This window comes from Neptunomonas japonica DSM 18939 (assembly GCF_000422765.1).
GTDB classification, from domain to species: domain Bacteria; phylum Pseudomonadota; class Gammaproteobacteria; order Pseudomonadales; family Balneatricaceae; genus Neptunomonas; species Neptunomonas japonica.
The window spans coordinates 66,247-81,157 of the sequence record NZ_AUGR01000006.1 but is presented as its reverse complement, the minus strand read 5'-3'; the positions used below and the strand labels follow the sequence as shown (position 1 = coordinate 81,157).

Annotated in this window: 19 protein-coding genes; 9 read left to right on the top strand and 10 right to left on the bottom strand. The window is 42.5% G+C overall.

Features of this window, described 5'->3' with window-relative positions; translation table 11 throughout:
• Positions 1-9: 9 nt before the first annotated feature.
• Positions 10-552, bottom strand: a complete 543-nt coding sequence (locus G511_RS0105910) for a TetR/AcrR family transcriptional regulator (protein ID WP_028468820.1) — start codon at positions 550-552, stop codon at positions 10-12.
• Between the two features lie 83 nt (positions 553-635).
• Between G511_RS0105910 and trpB the strand changes: the two genes are divergently transcribed.
• Both trpB and trpA read left to right on the top strand, forming a co-directional pair.
• Positions 636-1,865, top strand: coding sequence for a tryptophan synthase subunit beta (gene trpB / locus G511_RS0105905; RefSeq protein ID WP_036551434.1), 1,230 nt, complete (start codon positions 636-638; stop codon positions 1,863-1,865).
• Positions 1,862-2,644: a tryptophan synthase subunit alpha gene (gene trpA / locus G511_RS0105900; protein WP_028468818.1), complete on the top strand. Its 783-nt coding sequence runs from the start codon at positions 1,862-1,864 to the stop codon at positions 2,642-2,644. The genes trpB and trpA overlap by 4 nt, the downstream gene beginning before the upstream one ends.
• Positions 2,645-2,733: 89 nt before the next feature.
• On the opposite strand, the gene G511_RS0105895 is transcribed toward trpA, so the two are convergent.
• A complete protein-coding gene (locus G511_RS0105895; RefSeq protein WP_028468817.1) occupies positions 2,734-3,396 on the bottom strand; it encodes a hypothetical protein in 663 nt (220 codons plus the stop codon).
• Between the two features lie 99 nt (positions 3,397-3,495).
• Between G511_RS0105895 and G511_RS0105890 the strand changes: the two genes are divergently transcribed.
• The 3 genes from G511_RS0105890 to G511_RS0105880 all read left to right on the top strand — a co-directional run bounded on the left by G511_RS0105890 (position 3,496) and on the right by G511_RS0105880 (position 4,939).
• Entirely contained in the window at positions 3,496-3,972 is a 477-nt protein-coding gene (locus tag G511_RS0105890) for an acyl-CoA thioesterase (protein WP_028468816.1), read from the top strand.
• Between the two features lie 163 nt (positions 3,973-4,135).
• Positions 4,136-4,492, top strand: a complete 357-nt coding sequence (locus G511_RS0105885) for a MerR family transcriptional regulator (RefSeq protein WP_028468815.1) — start codon at positions 4,136-4,138, stop codon at positions 4,490-4,492.
• Positions 4,493-4,552: 60 nt separating this feature from the next.
• Complete coding sequence (locus tag G511_RS0105880; protein ID WP_028468814.1) at positions 4,553-4,939, top strand: carboxymuconolactone decarboxylase family protein; 387 nt, start codon at positions 4,553-4,555, stop codon at positions 4,937-4,939.
• Between the two features lie 79 nt (positions 4,940-5,018).
• On the opposite strand, the gene G511_RS0105875 is transcribed toward G511_RS0105880, so the two are convergent.
• Genes G511_RS0105875 through G511_RS0105860 form a run of 4 tightly spaced genes read right to left on the bottom strand, consistent with a single transcriptional unit; the run spans position 5,019 to position 7,682 of the window.
• Entirely contained in the window at positions 5,019-5,561 is a 543-nt protein-coding gene (locus G511_RS0105875; RefSeq protein WP_245573825.1) for a DoxX family protein, read from the bottom strand.
• A 15-nt stretch (positions 5,562-5,576) separates the two neighbouring features.
• Positions 5,577-6,422 carry an HvfC/BufC N-terminal domain-containing protein gene (locus tag G511_RS0105870; protein WP_028468812.1) on the bottom strand — a complete coding sequence of 282 codons (846 nt, stop codon included), beginning with the start codon at positions 6,420-6,422 and terminating at the stop codon, positions 5,577-5,579.
• A 23-nt stretch (positions 6,423-6,445) separates the two neighbouring features.
• A complete protein-coding gene (bufB, locus tag G511_RS0105865; RefSeq protein ID WP_028468811.1) occupies positions 6,446-7,345 on the bottom strand; it encodes an MNIO family bufferin maturase in 900 nt (299 codons plus the stop codon).
• Positions 7,335-7,682 carry a BufA1 family periplasmic bufferin-type metallophore gene (locus tag G511_RS0105860; RefSeq protein ID WP_028468810.1) on the bottom strand — a complete coding sequence of 116 codons (348 nt, stop codon included), beginning with the start codon at positions 7,680-7,682 and terminating at the stop codon, positions 7,335-7,337. Before G511_RS0105860 ends, bufB begins: the two co-directional genes overlap by 11 nt.
• Before the next feature lie 394 nt (positions 7,683-8,076).
• On the opposite strand from G511_RS0105860, the gene hisC reads away from it, so the two are divergent.
• Both hisC and rarD read left to right on the top strand, forming a co-directional pair.
• Positions 8,077-9,147: a histidinol-phosphate transaminase gene (hisC, locus tag G511_RS0105855; protein WP_028468809.1), complete on the top strand. Its 1,071-nt coding sequence runs from the start codon at positions 8,077-8,079 to the stop codon at positions 9,145-9,147.
• A 158-nt stretch (positions 9,148-9,305) separates the two neighbouring features.
• On the top strand, positions 9,306-10,193 hold the full coding sequence (rarD, locus tag G511_RS0105850) for an EamA family transporter RarD (RefSeq protein WP_028468808.1): 888 nt from the start codon (positions 9,306-9,308) through the stop codon (positions 10,191-10,193).
• Positions 10,194-10,230: 37 nt separating this feature from the next.
• Here rarD and G511_RS0105845 read toward each other — a convergent pair whose 3' ends face one another.
• From G511_RS0105845 to trhO, 3 genes are all read right to left on the bottom strand, one after another.
• Positions 10,231-11,148, bottom strand: a complete 918-nt coding sequence (locus tag G511_RS0105845; RefSeq protein WP_028468807.1) for a sensor domain-containing diguanylate cyclase — start codon at positions 11,146-11,148, stop codon at positions 10,231-10,233.
• A 96-nt stretch (positions 11,149-11,244) separates the two neighbouring features.
• Positions 11,245-11,544 carry a hypothetical protein gene (locus G511_RS0105840; RefSeq protein WP_028468806.1) on the bottom strand — a complete coding sequence of 100 codons (300 nt, stop codon included), beginning with the start codon at positions 11,542-11,544 and terminating at the stop codon, positions 11,245-11,247.
• Positions 11,545-11,624: 80 nt separating this feature from the next.
• On the bottom strand, positions 11,625-12,620 hold the full coding sequence (trhO, locus tag G511_RS0105835; protein ID WP_028468805.1) for an oxygen-dependent tRNA uridine(34) hydroxylase TrhO: 996 nt from the start codon (positions 12,618-12,620) through the stop codon (positions 11,625-11,627).
• A 174-nt stretch (positions 12,621-12,794) separates the two neighbouring features.
• Between trhO and G511_RS0105830 the strand changes: the two genes are divergently transcribed.
• Positions 12,795-13,232, top strand: a complete 438-nt coding sequence (locus G511_RS0105830; protein ID WP_028468804.1) for a DUF3617 domain-containing protein — start codon at positions 12,795-12,797, stop codon at positions 13,230-13,232.
• Between the two features lie 74 nt (positions 13,233-13,306).
• Entirely contained in the window at positions 13,307-13,723 is a 417-nt protein-coding gene (arfB, locus tag G511_RS0105825) for an alternative ribosome rescue aminoacyl-tRNA hydrolase ArfB (protein WP_028468803.1), read from the top strand.
• Between the two features lie 76 nt (positions 13,724-13,799).
• On the opposite strand, the gene G511_RS0105820 is transcribed toward arfB, so the two are convergent.
• On the bottom strand, positions 13,800-14,759 hold the full coding sequence (locus tag G511_RS0105820; protein WP_028468802.1) for a hypothetical protein: 960 nt from the start codon (positions 14,757-14,759) through the stop codon (positions 13,800-13,802).
• Positions 14,760-14,911: the final 152 nt, after the last annotated feature.

Sequence of the window (14,911 nt, the reverse complement as noted above, 5' to 3'; positions counted from 1 at the left end):
TAGCTACCGCTAAATCACCCGGGATAAGGCTGTTTCAATGACCTCCTGCGAAGCCGCTTGCCCGCCTGATAGAGCAGGAATCAACAGCGACTCTCTACAGATAGCAATAACAACGAGAATTTTATCATTGTCTTCTTTCTGCCCATGCAATAATGCCTTGCAATCATCTTGTAGCACTTGATCAAAACGCGCACATAACTGATAAGTCACTTCATCAAGTTTATGCCTTTCCCCGTAACACATCCGATATACCGCAAGATACTCAGGCACGGTGGCTAGGTGGCGAAAAATCGCTATCAAGCGTCCAATTACTGACAAGCTACTATCATCAACAATAGCTTGTCGTTGTAACTGTACTTCTGATGATAGCTCCTCGAGTAATGCCTGCAATAGTGCCTGTTTCGTCGGGAAATTATTGTATACCGTTGGTTTTGAAACACTGGCAGTTTGCACAACCAAATCAATCGATGTGCCTTGATAGCCTGACTCTGCAAACAGCTGCCGTGCTGCATCCAAAATCACCTGTTTTTTAGAAGGACGTCCACGCGCCATAAATACTCCATTGACGCCAGTAAGAATTTTTATTATCTTTACCGAACCGTTTAGTTAATAAATTAATACATATAGGCACGATCATGAATGATGAAGGACGTTTTGGTCAATACGGTGGGAGCTTTATCCCCGAAATACTCTATAGCAGCCAACAACAACTGCTAAAAGCTTATCGCGAAGCCATGGCTGACACCTCCTTCGTTCAACTGGTCAAATCTGAAATGCAGCACTTTTCAGGACGCCCCACCCCCTTAACCTATTGCGCCAACCTCACACAAAAGATAGGCGGTGCGCAGATATACCTAAAACGTGAAGATTTAAACCATAGCGGCGCCCATAAAATGAATAATGTCATAGGCCAAGGGCTGCTCGCTAAGCGCATGGGGAAAACACGCGTTATCGCCGAAACAGGTGCAGGCCAACACGGTGTCGCCAGCGCACTGGTTGCTGCTCGCCTTGGACTGGAGTGCGTTGTCTATATGGGGGCACACGATATTGAACGCCAATATCCTAATGTTTTCTGGATGAAGCAGCTTGGCGCGACAGTGGTACCGGTATCAACAGGTGCCGCCACACTGAAAGATGCGCTAGATGAAGCTCTTCGCGACTGGTCTTCTAGTTATGAAGACACTCACTATTTAATTGGTACCAGCTGTGGCTGCGCACCTTACCCAGAAATGGTCGCAGGTTTTCAGTCCGTTATCGGTGAAGAAGTAAAAGAACAATCCATGCAGCAGTTTGCTAAACACCCTGATCGTATCTATGCCTGTGTTGGCGGCGGCAGTAATGCTTGTGGTATTTTCTTGCCCTTCGTCGATACACAAACAGAGCTTGTAGGTGTTGAAGCTGGCGGGCGCAGCGATGCTCCTGGCGAACATGCAATGCGCTTCAATACAGATCAAGCACGTTTTGGTATTGCTCAAGGCTTTGCAACACGCTTTCTGCAAGATGACGAAGGCCAGTTACAACCTACACACTCTATATCCGCAGGGCTTGATTACGTTGGTGTCTCTCCAATACTGGCTGATTTAGAAGAACAAGGAAAAGTTCGCATGACCAGTGCTAATGATATAGAAGTCATTGAAGCCTTTAAGCTACTCACGCGCCACGAAGGAATAATCCCTGCGCTAGAGTCCTCTCATGCCGTAGCGGGAGGTTTGAAAGAAGCAGCCACTATGTCACCCGACGAATACCTGGTCATCAACATTTCGGGACGTGGTGATAAAGATATTTTCAACATAGCCAAGGCACTGCATGACGAACCGTTCACTGAATTCTTACATAGCTACTTAAAAGAGGGGGCAGCACAATGAATAAACTAGCCTCATTCATACAAAAACAAAGGCAAAACAAGCCCCTCTTAATGATGACCCATGTTGTTTATGGCTACCCGAGCATAGAAGAAAGTCTCGACATCATGCAACTTATGCTTGAGAAAGGCGTTGAGATTCTCGAGGTACAGTTCCCCTTCTCCGACCCTGTAGCAGACGGCCCAACCATCACTACGGCATGCCATCATGCACTGAAGCATCAACCTAAATTAGCTCAGTGTCTTAAAGATATAAAACAACTCGCACAACGCTACCCACAAAGTCGCGTGCTATTAATGAGCTATTTAAACCCACTGTTACAATCTGGTTTTGAGTCGCTAGCACTGCAAATGGGAGATGATGTCATTGGTATAATCATACCTGACCTGCCTATTGATCATCACTCCATGCTTGTCCCCCTACCCGAGAATGGAGTCTCTCCGATATGGCTAATTACTCCTGACATGCAGCAAGAACGGATTAAAACAGTTATAAAGCACGCGCAAGGCATGCTTTATTGCGTAAGCCGTTCAGGTGTGACTGGACAGCAAGCCCCCATCCGGGATGACACAAAAGCGCAAGATATCCAGAGCTATCTAGATACGATTAAAAAGTTTACTTCATTACCATTAGCGGTCGGTTTTGGCATTAACACTGCTAGCGATATCAGCTCGCTCAAAGGCCATGCCGATGTAGCGATTGTAGGATCTGCTTTACTCAATGCATTTAACAAAGGTGGTTTAGACGCCGTGGCTGAAAAACTGCAAGAGCTACAGCCCTGATTACGAGTCTGCTAGCAAAAGAAAAGCAAAGGCTGCTTTAAAGCAGCCTTATTCTCAGGAATAAAAAATACTTAGAGTAATACTACCTCTTAAAGATACTCTCGCAGTATCGGGTTTGGCTGATACAAAGGCGCTATAAGTTCTGACTTCTCGTTAATCACGGCCATCTCATTAACACGAATCAACTTTTCATGAACACGTACTTTTCCGTTACTTGGCAACGACCACTTTTGCCCTGCCACATTAACAATTTCTTTTCGTAAAGCTTCTGATATCAAAAGCGTAAAACCATCATAAGGCACGCCTTTAGATACCTTACTATTGATGTATTTGTATTCAGGATTAATGAGCTGATAACCACAACCAAAGTAAGGAACCAAAAAGTTTTTGGTGACTAAAGCGGGACTCTTATAATAGCCCCAGTATTTTTTAGGCACAGCAAGGTAAACAGCATTACTCCAATAAGGCTCTGATTTAACATTGGATAAATGCTCCACATAAAAACTCTTACTACCAAAGAAAACACCTTTGTAACTAGAGTTTTGAGGCCCTATATCAACTTTACCTACCTTATGCTTTTCCCATGACTTTTTTACTACTTTTAAGAATGAGTTATTTAGGTACACCGGAAACATAACATGATCAATTACAAGCTCTTTTGGCGCCTTCTCAGCGGCGTGACCAACGAAAGGAATCAGTAAAAAAACACAACTGCTGATAACGATACACACAGACTGGAAACGAGTACTCATAAAGCAACCTCTTCTTAGAAATCAGTGAAGCATTTCTCACACACTCCTTTAGTCTATATAATAAACATACTTTCTATAAAGCATAAATTTGAGGTTTTCATGGCAGGCCAAGACAGAAAAATAACGCTAAGATTTTTATCCGAGCCAGCTGACGTAAACTTCGGCGGAAAAGTTCACGGCGGTGCCGTGATGAAATGGATTGACCTTGCAGCGTACGCATGTGCTGCCGGGTGGAGTGGCAAATATTGCATTACTGCGTATGCTGGCGGCATACGTTTCGTTAAGCCGATCCATGTAGGCAATATTGTTGAAGTCGCGGCTAAGGTAATTTATACCGGCCGCTCATCAATGCATATTGGGATTGATGTACGTGCAGGTGACCCAAAAGATACCGAGCGCCACCTAACCACCCATTGTATTGTCATTATGGTTGCCGTTGATGACCAAGGTAAACCAACCGATATCCCTGAATGGATTCCAGTTACTGAGCATGATATTCGCCTAAGAGATTCCGCATTACGCCTCATGGATATGAGAAAACGAATCGGCGATGAAATGGAAGCACATGTAAAATAAAAGTAATGCATAAATGCTGATACCTGATCCGATATTTTGATATGTAATTAGGTATCAGCACTCGCTATAACAACGCCCTACTTCTATTACTTCATAACCAAAACCTACTAGACGTGATTTTTCACATTCATTACATAATATTACCAATATAAGGATATCCTCAATGAATATGAAAGAGTTTTCTGCACGTACGACCCTATCAGCTCATACTCTGAGATATTATGAAAAAATTGGCCTTCTCAGCGATATTCACCGCAGCTCAAACGGCCATCGCTTTTTTACTACAAAAGACTTAGAGTGGGTCGCTTTTATTATCAGACTCAAAGAAACAGGAATGCCACTAGAAAGCATTTTAGAGTATTCAAACCTAAGAGCATTGGGTGAGAGCACAAACCAAGAACGCCAAGCATTACTTGAGCAACATCGCGATAAATTAAAATCTAGAATCGAAAATGAGATTCAGCATCTATCCGCACTCGATGCGAAAATTGAATACTACACGCTCAATAAAACCTCTTGACCTAGAGTAAACTCTAACTTGTAACCTTGCCTCAATTACCTATTAGAAAGGAGCAAGGCAATGAACAAATCAAGATATGCTGTTGGTTTAGACAAATTAGAGGAGATTGATGGTGAAGCAGGACATAATGTGATCGAGAGCCTGCAAGATGTTTGTCCCGACTTAGCACGCTACACTATTGAATACCCTTTCGGCGATATCTATTCAAGACCAGGCTTAGATTTAAAATCAAGGGAAATAGCTACCGTTGCAGCACTAACAGCAATGGGTAATTGCCGACCTCAATTAATAGTTCATATCAACGCAGCACTGAATGTAGGCTGTTCTCCTGAAGAAATAAAAGAGACTGTTCTACAGATGTCTGTATACGCAGGCTTTCCCGCAGCGCTTAATGGCATGTTTGCTGTAAAAGAAGTGCTGGTAGAGCGCGGCTTGCTCTCTCAATAGGCGCTTTTATCAAGCACTTCAAGTACCCAAAAGAGCACCTAGACAACTAAGCGCCGGGTGCTCTTATCTGTTCAAAAAATCACTTAGCTAGTATTGGTTTTGCGTCTAAACCCAGCAACCTATCAATCGACAGAATCCCTGGACCACGCGCAACAATAACGAGTAGCGACACTGCCCACCATGATGCCGGGTTAATCCAATGATCCCACGTTGGGAATACAGCCAATTGAATAAACATTGTCATACCAATAAGCCCTAACGCCGCAAAACGAGAAAACAGCCCGATGATGAGCAATACTGGCAACACCACTTCGGCTATACCAGCAAATACCGCGAGCAGCTCAATCATCCTCACAACAAACGAGCCTTCAACATACTCGAGTGTTTCAGGGTTACAAAGCTGCAATGCCCCAGGTCTTACAGGATCAGGGCAGAAGAACTCGTACATGAACAAATCATACTTATCGACATTAAACTTTAAGAAACCATCCCATTTACCTAACCCAGAATCCAGAAAAACTTTAGCCACCATAAAGCGGAGAAAAAATAACGCCAGCGGCTCTAAAAACCGTGATAATTGCTGGCCTATTTGTACATAAATTTCACGCAACTTCCCCACCATGCCCATATTAATTCCTTATTTATTATGATTGTATTTAGTCATATCAATTTCTAATATTTCATTTTGTATACAGGCTGAAAAAACATCACTAACATCAAAGTCGGAATCCAACACTAAAGCTGTATCAAAAGCCTTTTCCAGCACATCTCCCTCTCCTTGCAAAGCATGCATAACTGCCCACTCAGGAGAAGAAAGAGCACGCACCTGCACCGAACCCTGTACTCGCCACAACATCACTAGATCTGAAGATAAAGAGTTCTCACTTTGCGCCAATTCATTGGCACTATTTTCTTCTTGAACAATTTCGCTTGAATTAGTTTTTAATGCTATCCATTGCATCAACGTGCCGACTCTTACTTGAAGAAGAATAACGCTAGCACTCAGTGTCACTACTGATTGCGTAAAATCATAGCCTCCATTCATTAACCATGTGACTTTTTCAGCTGTCAGAGCTTGATTAGTGTCAGCACTCATCAAACTCATTAGCCAGGCATAATCTAAGCGCGCCAAATCAGTCAAATTTGTCGGCAGCTTTAACACCTCAGGCTGCTTTTTTAGCTCCGTAATAAAGTCATCTAAAAAGTCAGGAAAGTTCAGCCCATAACCTACCAAGGTACCTTTTTCTGGTGGGTAATGATCAACATATATACGAGCAATATCTTTAAAGTTATTACTTCCTACAAATTTCTCACACATAGGGAAGTTTGCAGCCAGCGCATCAACACAGCCTTTATAAAAACCATTGCGGTATACCGACATACGCTTTAAGTGCTCAGCATTAACGCAAAAGTCATTCATCCCACTAACATCACCTGTTCGCAGGTAAATAGAAAATGCATCAATGTAAGAACTAATAGCCATCAACAGCCTCCTGTAAAAAGATATTATGCGGCATTACTTCTAAGTTGTTCTAAATAGCCCTGTGCAGTTTGGCGCTCATGCATCAACTCGGCAAACGGCGGTATATTGGCATCCCGTTCAACCAAAACAGGCTTATGCCCAAATAAAGACAAGGCATGTTCTAGCAGCGCCCATACCGGCAAATCTACTGCTGATGCATGACTATCAATAAGTAACGCTTGCCCTAACTCTGGATCAGGATCATGTCCTGCTATATGGATCTCTCCAACAAGATCAGCAGGAATCTGCGATAAATATTCAACGACATCAATACCTGTATTTTTACTACTGATATACAGGTTATTAATATCGATTAATAAACCACAACCACTGCGATGCGCCGCTTCAACAAGAAATTGAGGCTCATCCATCTCACTGGTAAAATCCAGATAGTTACTTGGATTTTCAATTAAAATGCGCTGTCCTATACCTAACTGATAACGATCAATCCCTTCAACTAATGACTGAAGTGCATCATGTGTTCTAGGCAACGGCATAAGGTCTGCAAAATATGCCCCTTTAGAGCGAGACCAAACAGCATGCTCTGAGACAAGCGCCGGCTGAAACTCATCAATTAACGTTTTTACCTGCTTAAGATGCTCAGGCATAGATTGATGATCATAACCGAGTGATCCCCCTACCCCATGAAAACTAAGATCATAATTTTCACGAATTGATCTGAGATAACTGAGTCGTGGCCCACCCGCTACAAAATAGTTCTCTGTATGAACCTCAAACCAAAGATGACTACCAGTGCACGTCTCACTAACAGCGGGTAATGCCAAAATATCATCTAGGTGCTCAGCCTTTAAACCAAGGCCAGCACCTAAGTGAGCCCCCGCAATCAAAGACGACGAAGGCAAGGGGGATTCATTAACTTTCAAGTGAACCTGTTCCATGAGGCGTTACGATCGATTCGCACGTACCTTTTGGAGCATAAGTCCAAGCATTTGCTTGGAAGTCTTTAGTTGATGTACCTTCACAGCTTGTACCAGCACCTGCTGCACAATCATTTTCACCCGCTAGAGCAATACCAAAACACTTATCCTTACGACCGCGGATTTTATCTCCTGCCAACCAACCCTGCACTTTGGCCTGAACCTCAGCGGGTGCTGCTTCAGAAACTTTCAGTTGGCTGTTAGGGCCTGCAACTGCACCTGTACTTAGAATTGCTGCTGATGCGCCAATTAGTAATGCTGTAGTTAAGCTTGTTTTATTCATTTTTATTGCTCCGAGTTAAATCGATCACTTTTTTAGTTATTTTTACAACTAAACCTTTCCATTAAGAACTATTTCAAGCACGCGGCGTTTAAAGCACTTATATCACTAAATCTAATGTTTTGAGTAGATTAGGCTATCTAGAGTTTAGACTACCAAAACTTATTTTCCATAAGCTGCTACTTAACATCAATATAGTGGGAGTTACTTGCCAACACTGCCTTATTGTTGCTTGATGTGGCTTACTTTAAAGACTGAAACTGAAACGAAACTGAAATCCTTAAAAATAAAATCTGCCAATGAGTCAATGTTCAGCGAGTTGCTTTTTTGCTATGCTCCACTCTCCTGTTTAACGGGTGGCGGCTGTCGCCTCCCAGCATTAAAATGAGTGATTGCCATGAGCAAATACTGGAGTGAAGCTATCCAAAGCCTAACACCTTATGTACCGGGTGAGCAGCCAAAGGGGAGCAATATCATTAAACTGAACACCAACGAAAATCCATTCCCACCCTCCCCAATGGTGTTAGAAGCGATCCATCAGTTTGATACTGATCGTCTACGTCTTTACCCAGACCCAGATGCATCTGCGCTTAAGCTATCACTAGCTGAACATTTTAATGTAAAAAGTGAACAAGTCTTTGTAGGTAATGGCTCCGATGAAGTACTCGCGCATACCTTTATGGCTTTTTTCCGTCAGCCCCAACCACTGTTGATGCCAGACATTTCTTATAGTTTTTATGATGTCTACTGCAACCTCTATGGTATTGAAGCCAAGCATATCCCTCTACAAGATAATTTTTGCATTGTGTTGGATGACTATGCCCAAGCTAATGGCGGTATTATTTTTGCCAACCCCAATGCACCTACGGGTAGAGCTCTCACGTTAGAAAAGGTAGAAGCATTATTACAACGAAACACTGAAACGGTAGTCGTTGTTGATGAGGCCTATGTAGATTTTGGTGCTCAAACAGCTATCAAGTTAGTAGATAAGTATCCAAACCTTCTGGTTATCCAGACATTATCTAAGTCTCGTTCATTAGCCGGAATGCGTGTTGGCTTTGCGATAGGTAGCCCTGAGCTAATTGAAGGATTAGAGCGTGTAAAAAACAGCTTTAATTCTTACCCATTAGATATGCTGGCACAAGCAACAGCTATTGCCGCTATTAAAGACAATGACTACTTTGTAGAAACCACTCAGCAGATCATCAAAATGCGTGAATGGACTAGCCAGCAATTACAATCTTTAGGTTTTAAGATTATTCCATCCAAAACTAATTTTGTATTTGCCTCACACCGCTATATCGAAGCAGCAGAGTTAATGGGCTTTCTAAGAAGCCAACAGATATTAGTTCGCCATTTCAGCCGCCCTGGCATTGATAATCACTTGCGTATCACGATTGGTACAGAAGTCGAGATGCAAGCAATGATTGATTGCCTAAAGCGCCATCCCGACATGATATCTATGTAATTCCCCCCCCCTCGCTTGTTAAAGCGAGGGGGATTTTTGAAGTTCTCCACTACGTATTCTTCACCATCCCTAAAAAACATCTTTTACACAACAATCTGTTTCCTTGCTGTATTAGACTTTACTGTTAGAATTCGTTTTTAATATATGGAATGTTCACTGTGACAGAGTCTAATCGCGGCTTATTGCTTGCCCTATTTGCCTATTCAATGTGGGGAAGCTTTGTACTTTTTTTCAGCTTACTAAAGCATATTCCTGCCACAGAAGTACTACTTCATCGTGTGATATGGTCTTTTCTTTTTGTCGCTATTATTCTCACACTCACCAAACACTGGGGGCGCGCTAAAGCAGCACTACTCAACCGTCGATTAGTCCTTGCGCTTTTTTGCTCTTCACTTCTTATTGCGACTAACTGGGGACTATATATTTGGGCGGTTAGCGTAAACCGCGCTGTTGATGCCAGCCTAGGCTATTTTATCAATCCATTAGTGGCTATATGCTTGGGGGTCATTTTCTTTAAAGAGTCTCTGGCTGTTTATCAGAAAGTTGCCATTTTAGTCGCATCACTAGGGGTTGCTTACAAAATAATAGGTATGGGAGAACTTCCTTGGATCGCTCTCACGCTAGCTATTAGCTTTGGGCTTTACGGGCTTGTTCGTAAGAAAACACAAATAGATACCGTCACTGGGCTCATGCTTGAAACTATTCTATTACTGCCCTTCGCCGCCGCTTATTGGCTATGGTTACTATTTCAAGGTGAGCAACATTTCAGCATCAATACGGACGGTGCTTTACTTATTCTCGCCGGAGTCCTTACGGCATTACCTTTGTTGGCTTTTTCTGCTGCCGCTCATAGACTCAGCCTGACATTACTTGGGTTTATGACCTACCTTGCACCAACACTTCAGCTTTTAAGCGCTGTTCTTATTTTAGATGAGCCGTTTGACGACGGGGACTTAATAACGTTTTCAATGATTTGGCTAGCACTGCTGATTTTTTCAGGCGGGGCTATTTGGCGCCGTAGAAAGGCGCCAAGAAATATTACTTAAAACATTGCGGTTAGCTGAAAACGTTAAAATATAGCGATTAACTGGGCTCACCTTCGATTCGGTTAGTACCACTCTGCTTTGCAATAAATAAATTCTCTTCGGCACGCTTCAGAATGCTTTCGGGAGTATCTTGTGCATCTTGCAACGAAGCGGCCCCAATGCTTACGGTGAAATTCAAAATAAACTCACCTCCATCAGAAGCAACACATGGCACCTGTTGTTCAGCAGCAAGCTTTCTTACACGCTCTGCAGCCAGTAATGCTTGCTCTTGATTAGTTTCAGGTAAAAACATAACAAAACGATCATCAGAGAAGCGCGCAAAAAAGTCGGCAGTTCGTTGAAAGCCATGCATAGCCTTTACAAACTGCTGCAATACTTTATCGCCAGTATCCCAATTGTATTGGTCATTAATGTGAGTAAAGTGATCAACATCAATCAATAAAAAGGAGCAGATCCAATCGTAACGCTGCGCTTGCGCAACAGAGTGATCAAGAACAGTCAGCAATGAACGACGATTGTAAGCACCCGTTAAAGGATCTCGCTGTGCTTGTTTGAAAAGTTTTTGCTCATTTCGCTTAGATACAGATACATCACGAGCAACCCACATAAGCTCAGAAGAACTCACTGCAACCAGTGTTGTATCCCAAACCTGAGCACTACTTAGGCCAAGCTCATGCCAATGAAATGAATGCTCTGGCTTCATGGAGACTGTTAGCTTTTGAGGCTCATTGCTTTTCAGAGCTTTATTAACCGAGGATGATATATGTTCTGCTATTTCATCGGCAAACAGCGAAGAGAAGGTTCTAGAAAGCATTGCTTCGGTATTTAACCAAGACGCTCCTCCAGCATTGACTCTAAGCACTTCCCCAGCACTATTTAAAATTACAACTATCTGGTCGACAGCTGATAATAGACACTCAAAACGACGCTGTTGTTGTCCTTCAGAGTCCGTCATTTACATCTCCAAAATGAAATTACTTTGTAAAAGTTATAGCACAGCTGAAGAAGCTTGTTATCCGTAATTGGAAAATAATCTAATGATTTCTTCCAATCATTTAATAAAGCGTCTAACAAGCCGAGCTGAATCACCAAAAAGATCTAATGCATAATGCCCCGAATGCTTATCAAAACAACTGACCAGCTCAGAGATGTCTTCAGGTTTACCTTTAAAGCTAGCATCCAACAACAAGGTGCCTTCACCCTGCAAATTCAGCTGAATGCGGCCTTTCTTAAGTACATCTTCATCTTCACTATGAATTAATAAATTCCAGCCTGTCAGTACTAACTGGCTCACTATAGAATCTCTTTCAAGCGGTAAATTCGCCGTACCTAATAGCCTGTAAGCCTGCATAAAACTCCTTACTAGCATGAGTTCACTCACACCAGTAAATAACCCAATAATGAAAACAGATCCAACTTTGAAATAAACAACTATTTGTTAGATTTTTGCTGCTCAGCTATCAGTCGCGCTCGTGCTGCACGTTTAGCTTCTCGTCGTTCTTGCATCGTCATCACAGCAGCATCACCGATATGCCCTTCGCCTCGCTCATTGGCTAACTGCATTTGCTTTTCACGCTGAGCAAAACGCTGAACCTGTTCAGCCGTATGCTTACCAAAACAATGAGGACAACTAACGCCTGAGACGTATTGCTCACTCTCTTTATCAGCTTGAGTTATCGGCATACGGCAGGCATTACACTGATCATACTGGCCTTTTTCCAGCTGATGATTTACCGTGACTCGATCATCAAAAACAAAACATTCACCTTCCCATAATGATGTTTCTTGAGGCACTTCTTCTAGGTATTTTAAAATTCCACCTTTAAGATGATAAACCTCATCAAAGCCCTGCTCCTTCATATACGCGGTTGATTTCTCACAACGAATACCACCCGTACAGAACATCGCAACTTTTTTCTGTTTAGCAGGATTCATATTCTGCTTCACATATTCAGGAAACTCTCTAAACGTTTCTGTATTTGGATTGACAGCATGACGGAATGTACCCACCTGAACCTCATAGTCATTACGAGTATCCACCAGCACTACATCCGGGTCGCTAATGAGCACATTCCAATCCTTAGGCTCAACATAAGTGCCCACAACTCGTTTGGGATCGATCCCTTCCACACCCAGAGTAACAATTTCTTTTTTTAGCTTAACTTTACTTCTCTTGAATGGCTGACGCTCATGCAAAGACTCTTTGTAGTCTATATCCGCTAAACGCTCATCTGATTTGAGCCAAATAAGCAAAGCATCAATTGCTTCTCGCGTCCCTGATACTGTGCCATTTATCCCTTCCTGGGCTAATAATAGCGTTCCACGCACACCATTATTCTTCATTACCTCATGCAAAGGTGCGCGCAGTTCTTGGTAATCATCCAGAACAACAAATTTATAAAGGGCACACACCACTGTGTGGGACATAGAGATTCTCCTGGCTCAGGTAAAAATGACGAATCATTATACGTAAATCTACTTTATCTGTCGCTAAGTGGGCAAAACACTCGCCATGAATTAATTTCTATTAGACGTCAGCTAGTACAGCTGAGATGATTAACTTACTTATGCCATTACTTGGCAAGGCCAAAGAGAATCAACATGAAAACATTACTATCGTGCGCCTTTATGCTCAGCGCACTTGCACTCTCCATAAACCAAACCCATGCAGCGACTGTAGACAGCGTTCCTTTTAATGCAGGAAAGTGGGAAATCACCAGCAGAGCCTCAATGCCAATGCTGGCAAAACCTCTCGTTAATAAGAATGTTGAATGTATTCGTGAAAAAACTATAAGCGCTGACCATTTCACACAAAAAACTCGTGGCAACTGCAAAGCGACCGACGTGCGAGTTAATGGAAAAAACATACAATGGAATATGAGCTGCAACCTTGAAGGCAACTTAGTAACAGGGCGTGGTAATATGCAGGTAAACGACACTAAAGTTAAAGGTAAAGCTATCATTGCAATGTCTATGCAAGGAATGAAACTAGAAATGACGACCACATGGAGCGGGAAACGTCTGGGAGAATGCAACTAACATCTAAGCTCAGCCACACCTATGTCGCTGACAAGAAAACAACAACTAACCATTAAATAAAAAGGCAAGCGTACGTGCTTCAAATTTCAAATTACGTCATGATACCCGATAACGAAATCGAACTAACAGCGATACGCGCTCAAGGTGCTGGGGGGCAGAACGTTAACAAAGTCTCAAGCGCCATCCACCTGAGATTTGATATCAACGCATCCTCACTACCAGACTACTACAAGCAGCAACTACTCAATACCAACGACCATCGCATCACCAAAGAAGGTATCGTTGTTATTAAAGCGCAGCAATTTCGTACTCAAGAAAAAAACAAAGAAGCAGCTTTAACGAGGTTATTAGAACTTATAAAAAGCGCTACAGTGCAACAAAAAGCAAGAAAGCCAACCAAGCCAACTAAGGGCTCTAAAACAAGAAGATTGGATAGTAAAAATAAACGAGGGAAAACCAAACAGATGCGCGGAAAAGTCACTGACAGTTAATTTAAAACAATGCATTTCAACATAACAAACCTATAGAATACTGCAGTGACACATCACAATTTGTTCATAAGGCAGGCTATGCCCCTAGCATATAACCTTGAGCATCCGATTTGTTTGAGTCAGTAATTGAGTCCAGTGCTTTCTCTATCCACTCACCTGTTTCACCTCGCAGCCATGCTGCAGATAACTCTTCTTGCAACAAGCCATCCCAATTAGATACAGCAAGTCGTGCAGAGATACCAAGACGCAAAGGAAGATGCTTTAAGATCGAGTAAACTTCGAAGGGTATTTTAAAATCTCTAAACTGCCTACGAGCAAATAACTGCAACTGTCTTCCAGTACATCTAGAAGCCACTATGTCTTTGCCAGATGCCACTTGCATCCATGGATCAACCCCACTAATTCCTAGCTCATCATGAGCCAGCGGGAAAACACCATACAGATTAAAAGCGCGAAGATAAATTTGGCGCAAGTAGGCATCGTAGCATTGATTTTCAATTGCTTCGATGCGAGTCATACCACTAATTCTATGTACGTCAAGCGTAGCCGCTGCCAGCGCATATGGACGTCCTAAAACAGCCACCCCCATTAATTCATTATATTCTTTACGTACCCAATGACTAATAGGCCGTTCATGACGCCATAAGCTTGCTAAAAACTCGTCATTTAATTCAAATGAAACATTGAGATCTGAAACCACGCCGCCCACACCAAAACGCACTGTCAATAAATCAGTTTTAACACTGCCTAATAACGCCTCAATAACACGACCCGCACGCTCATGAAAACGGATATAGTCTTCAGAGTGCTTTTCAACACTTTCTTCAGGGAAATTTAATATATCAATCAGGTCAGGTACGGACCATTCAGCAAGCAAACGCAGCTCTGCCTTTGTAACAACATCAGGTATAACAGCATCGTTGTTTTTAGCATTAGAACCGAAAAGGTTACGGGCATTAATGCTGCTTAGTGGAGCCTGCTGAAGGCAACCTTCTACGGAAAGGGGCATCTGATAGCAATGATTCAGTCCAAGCATATTAAACGTCTCACAATAGTTCCGTGATATTGATTACTCTGAGCAAACCGACTTCTTTGCTGTAAGTTCATTTTATTTGCATCCATGCAGTAAGAACGACATTGAAATAGATTCAATTTTACTTGTTGAATTATAACTGCTTCTTCAGCTTT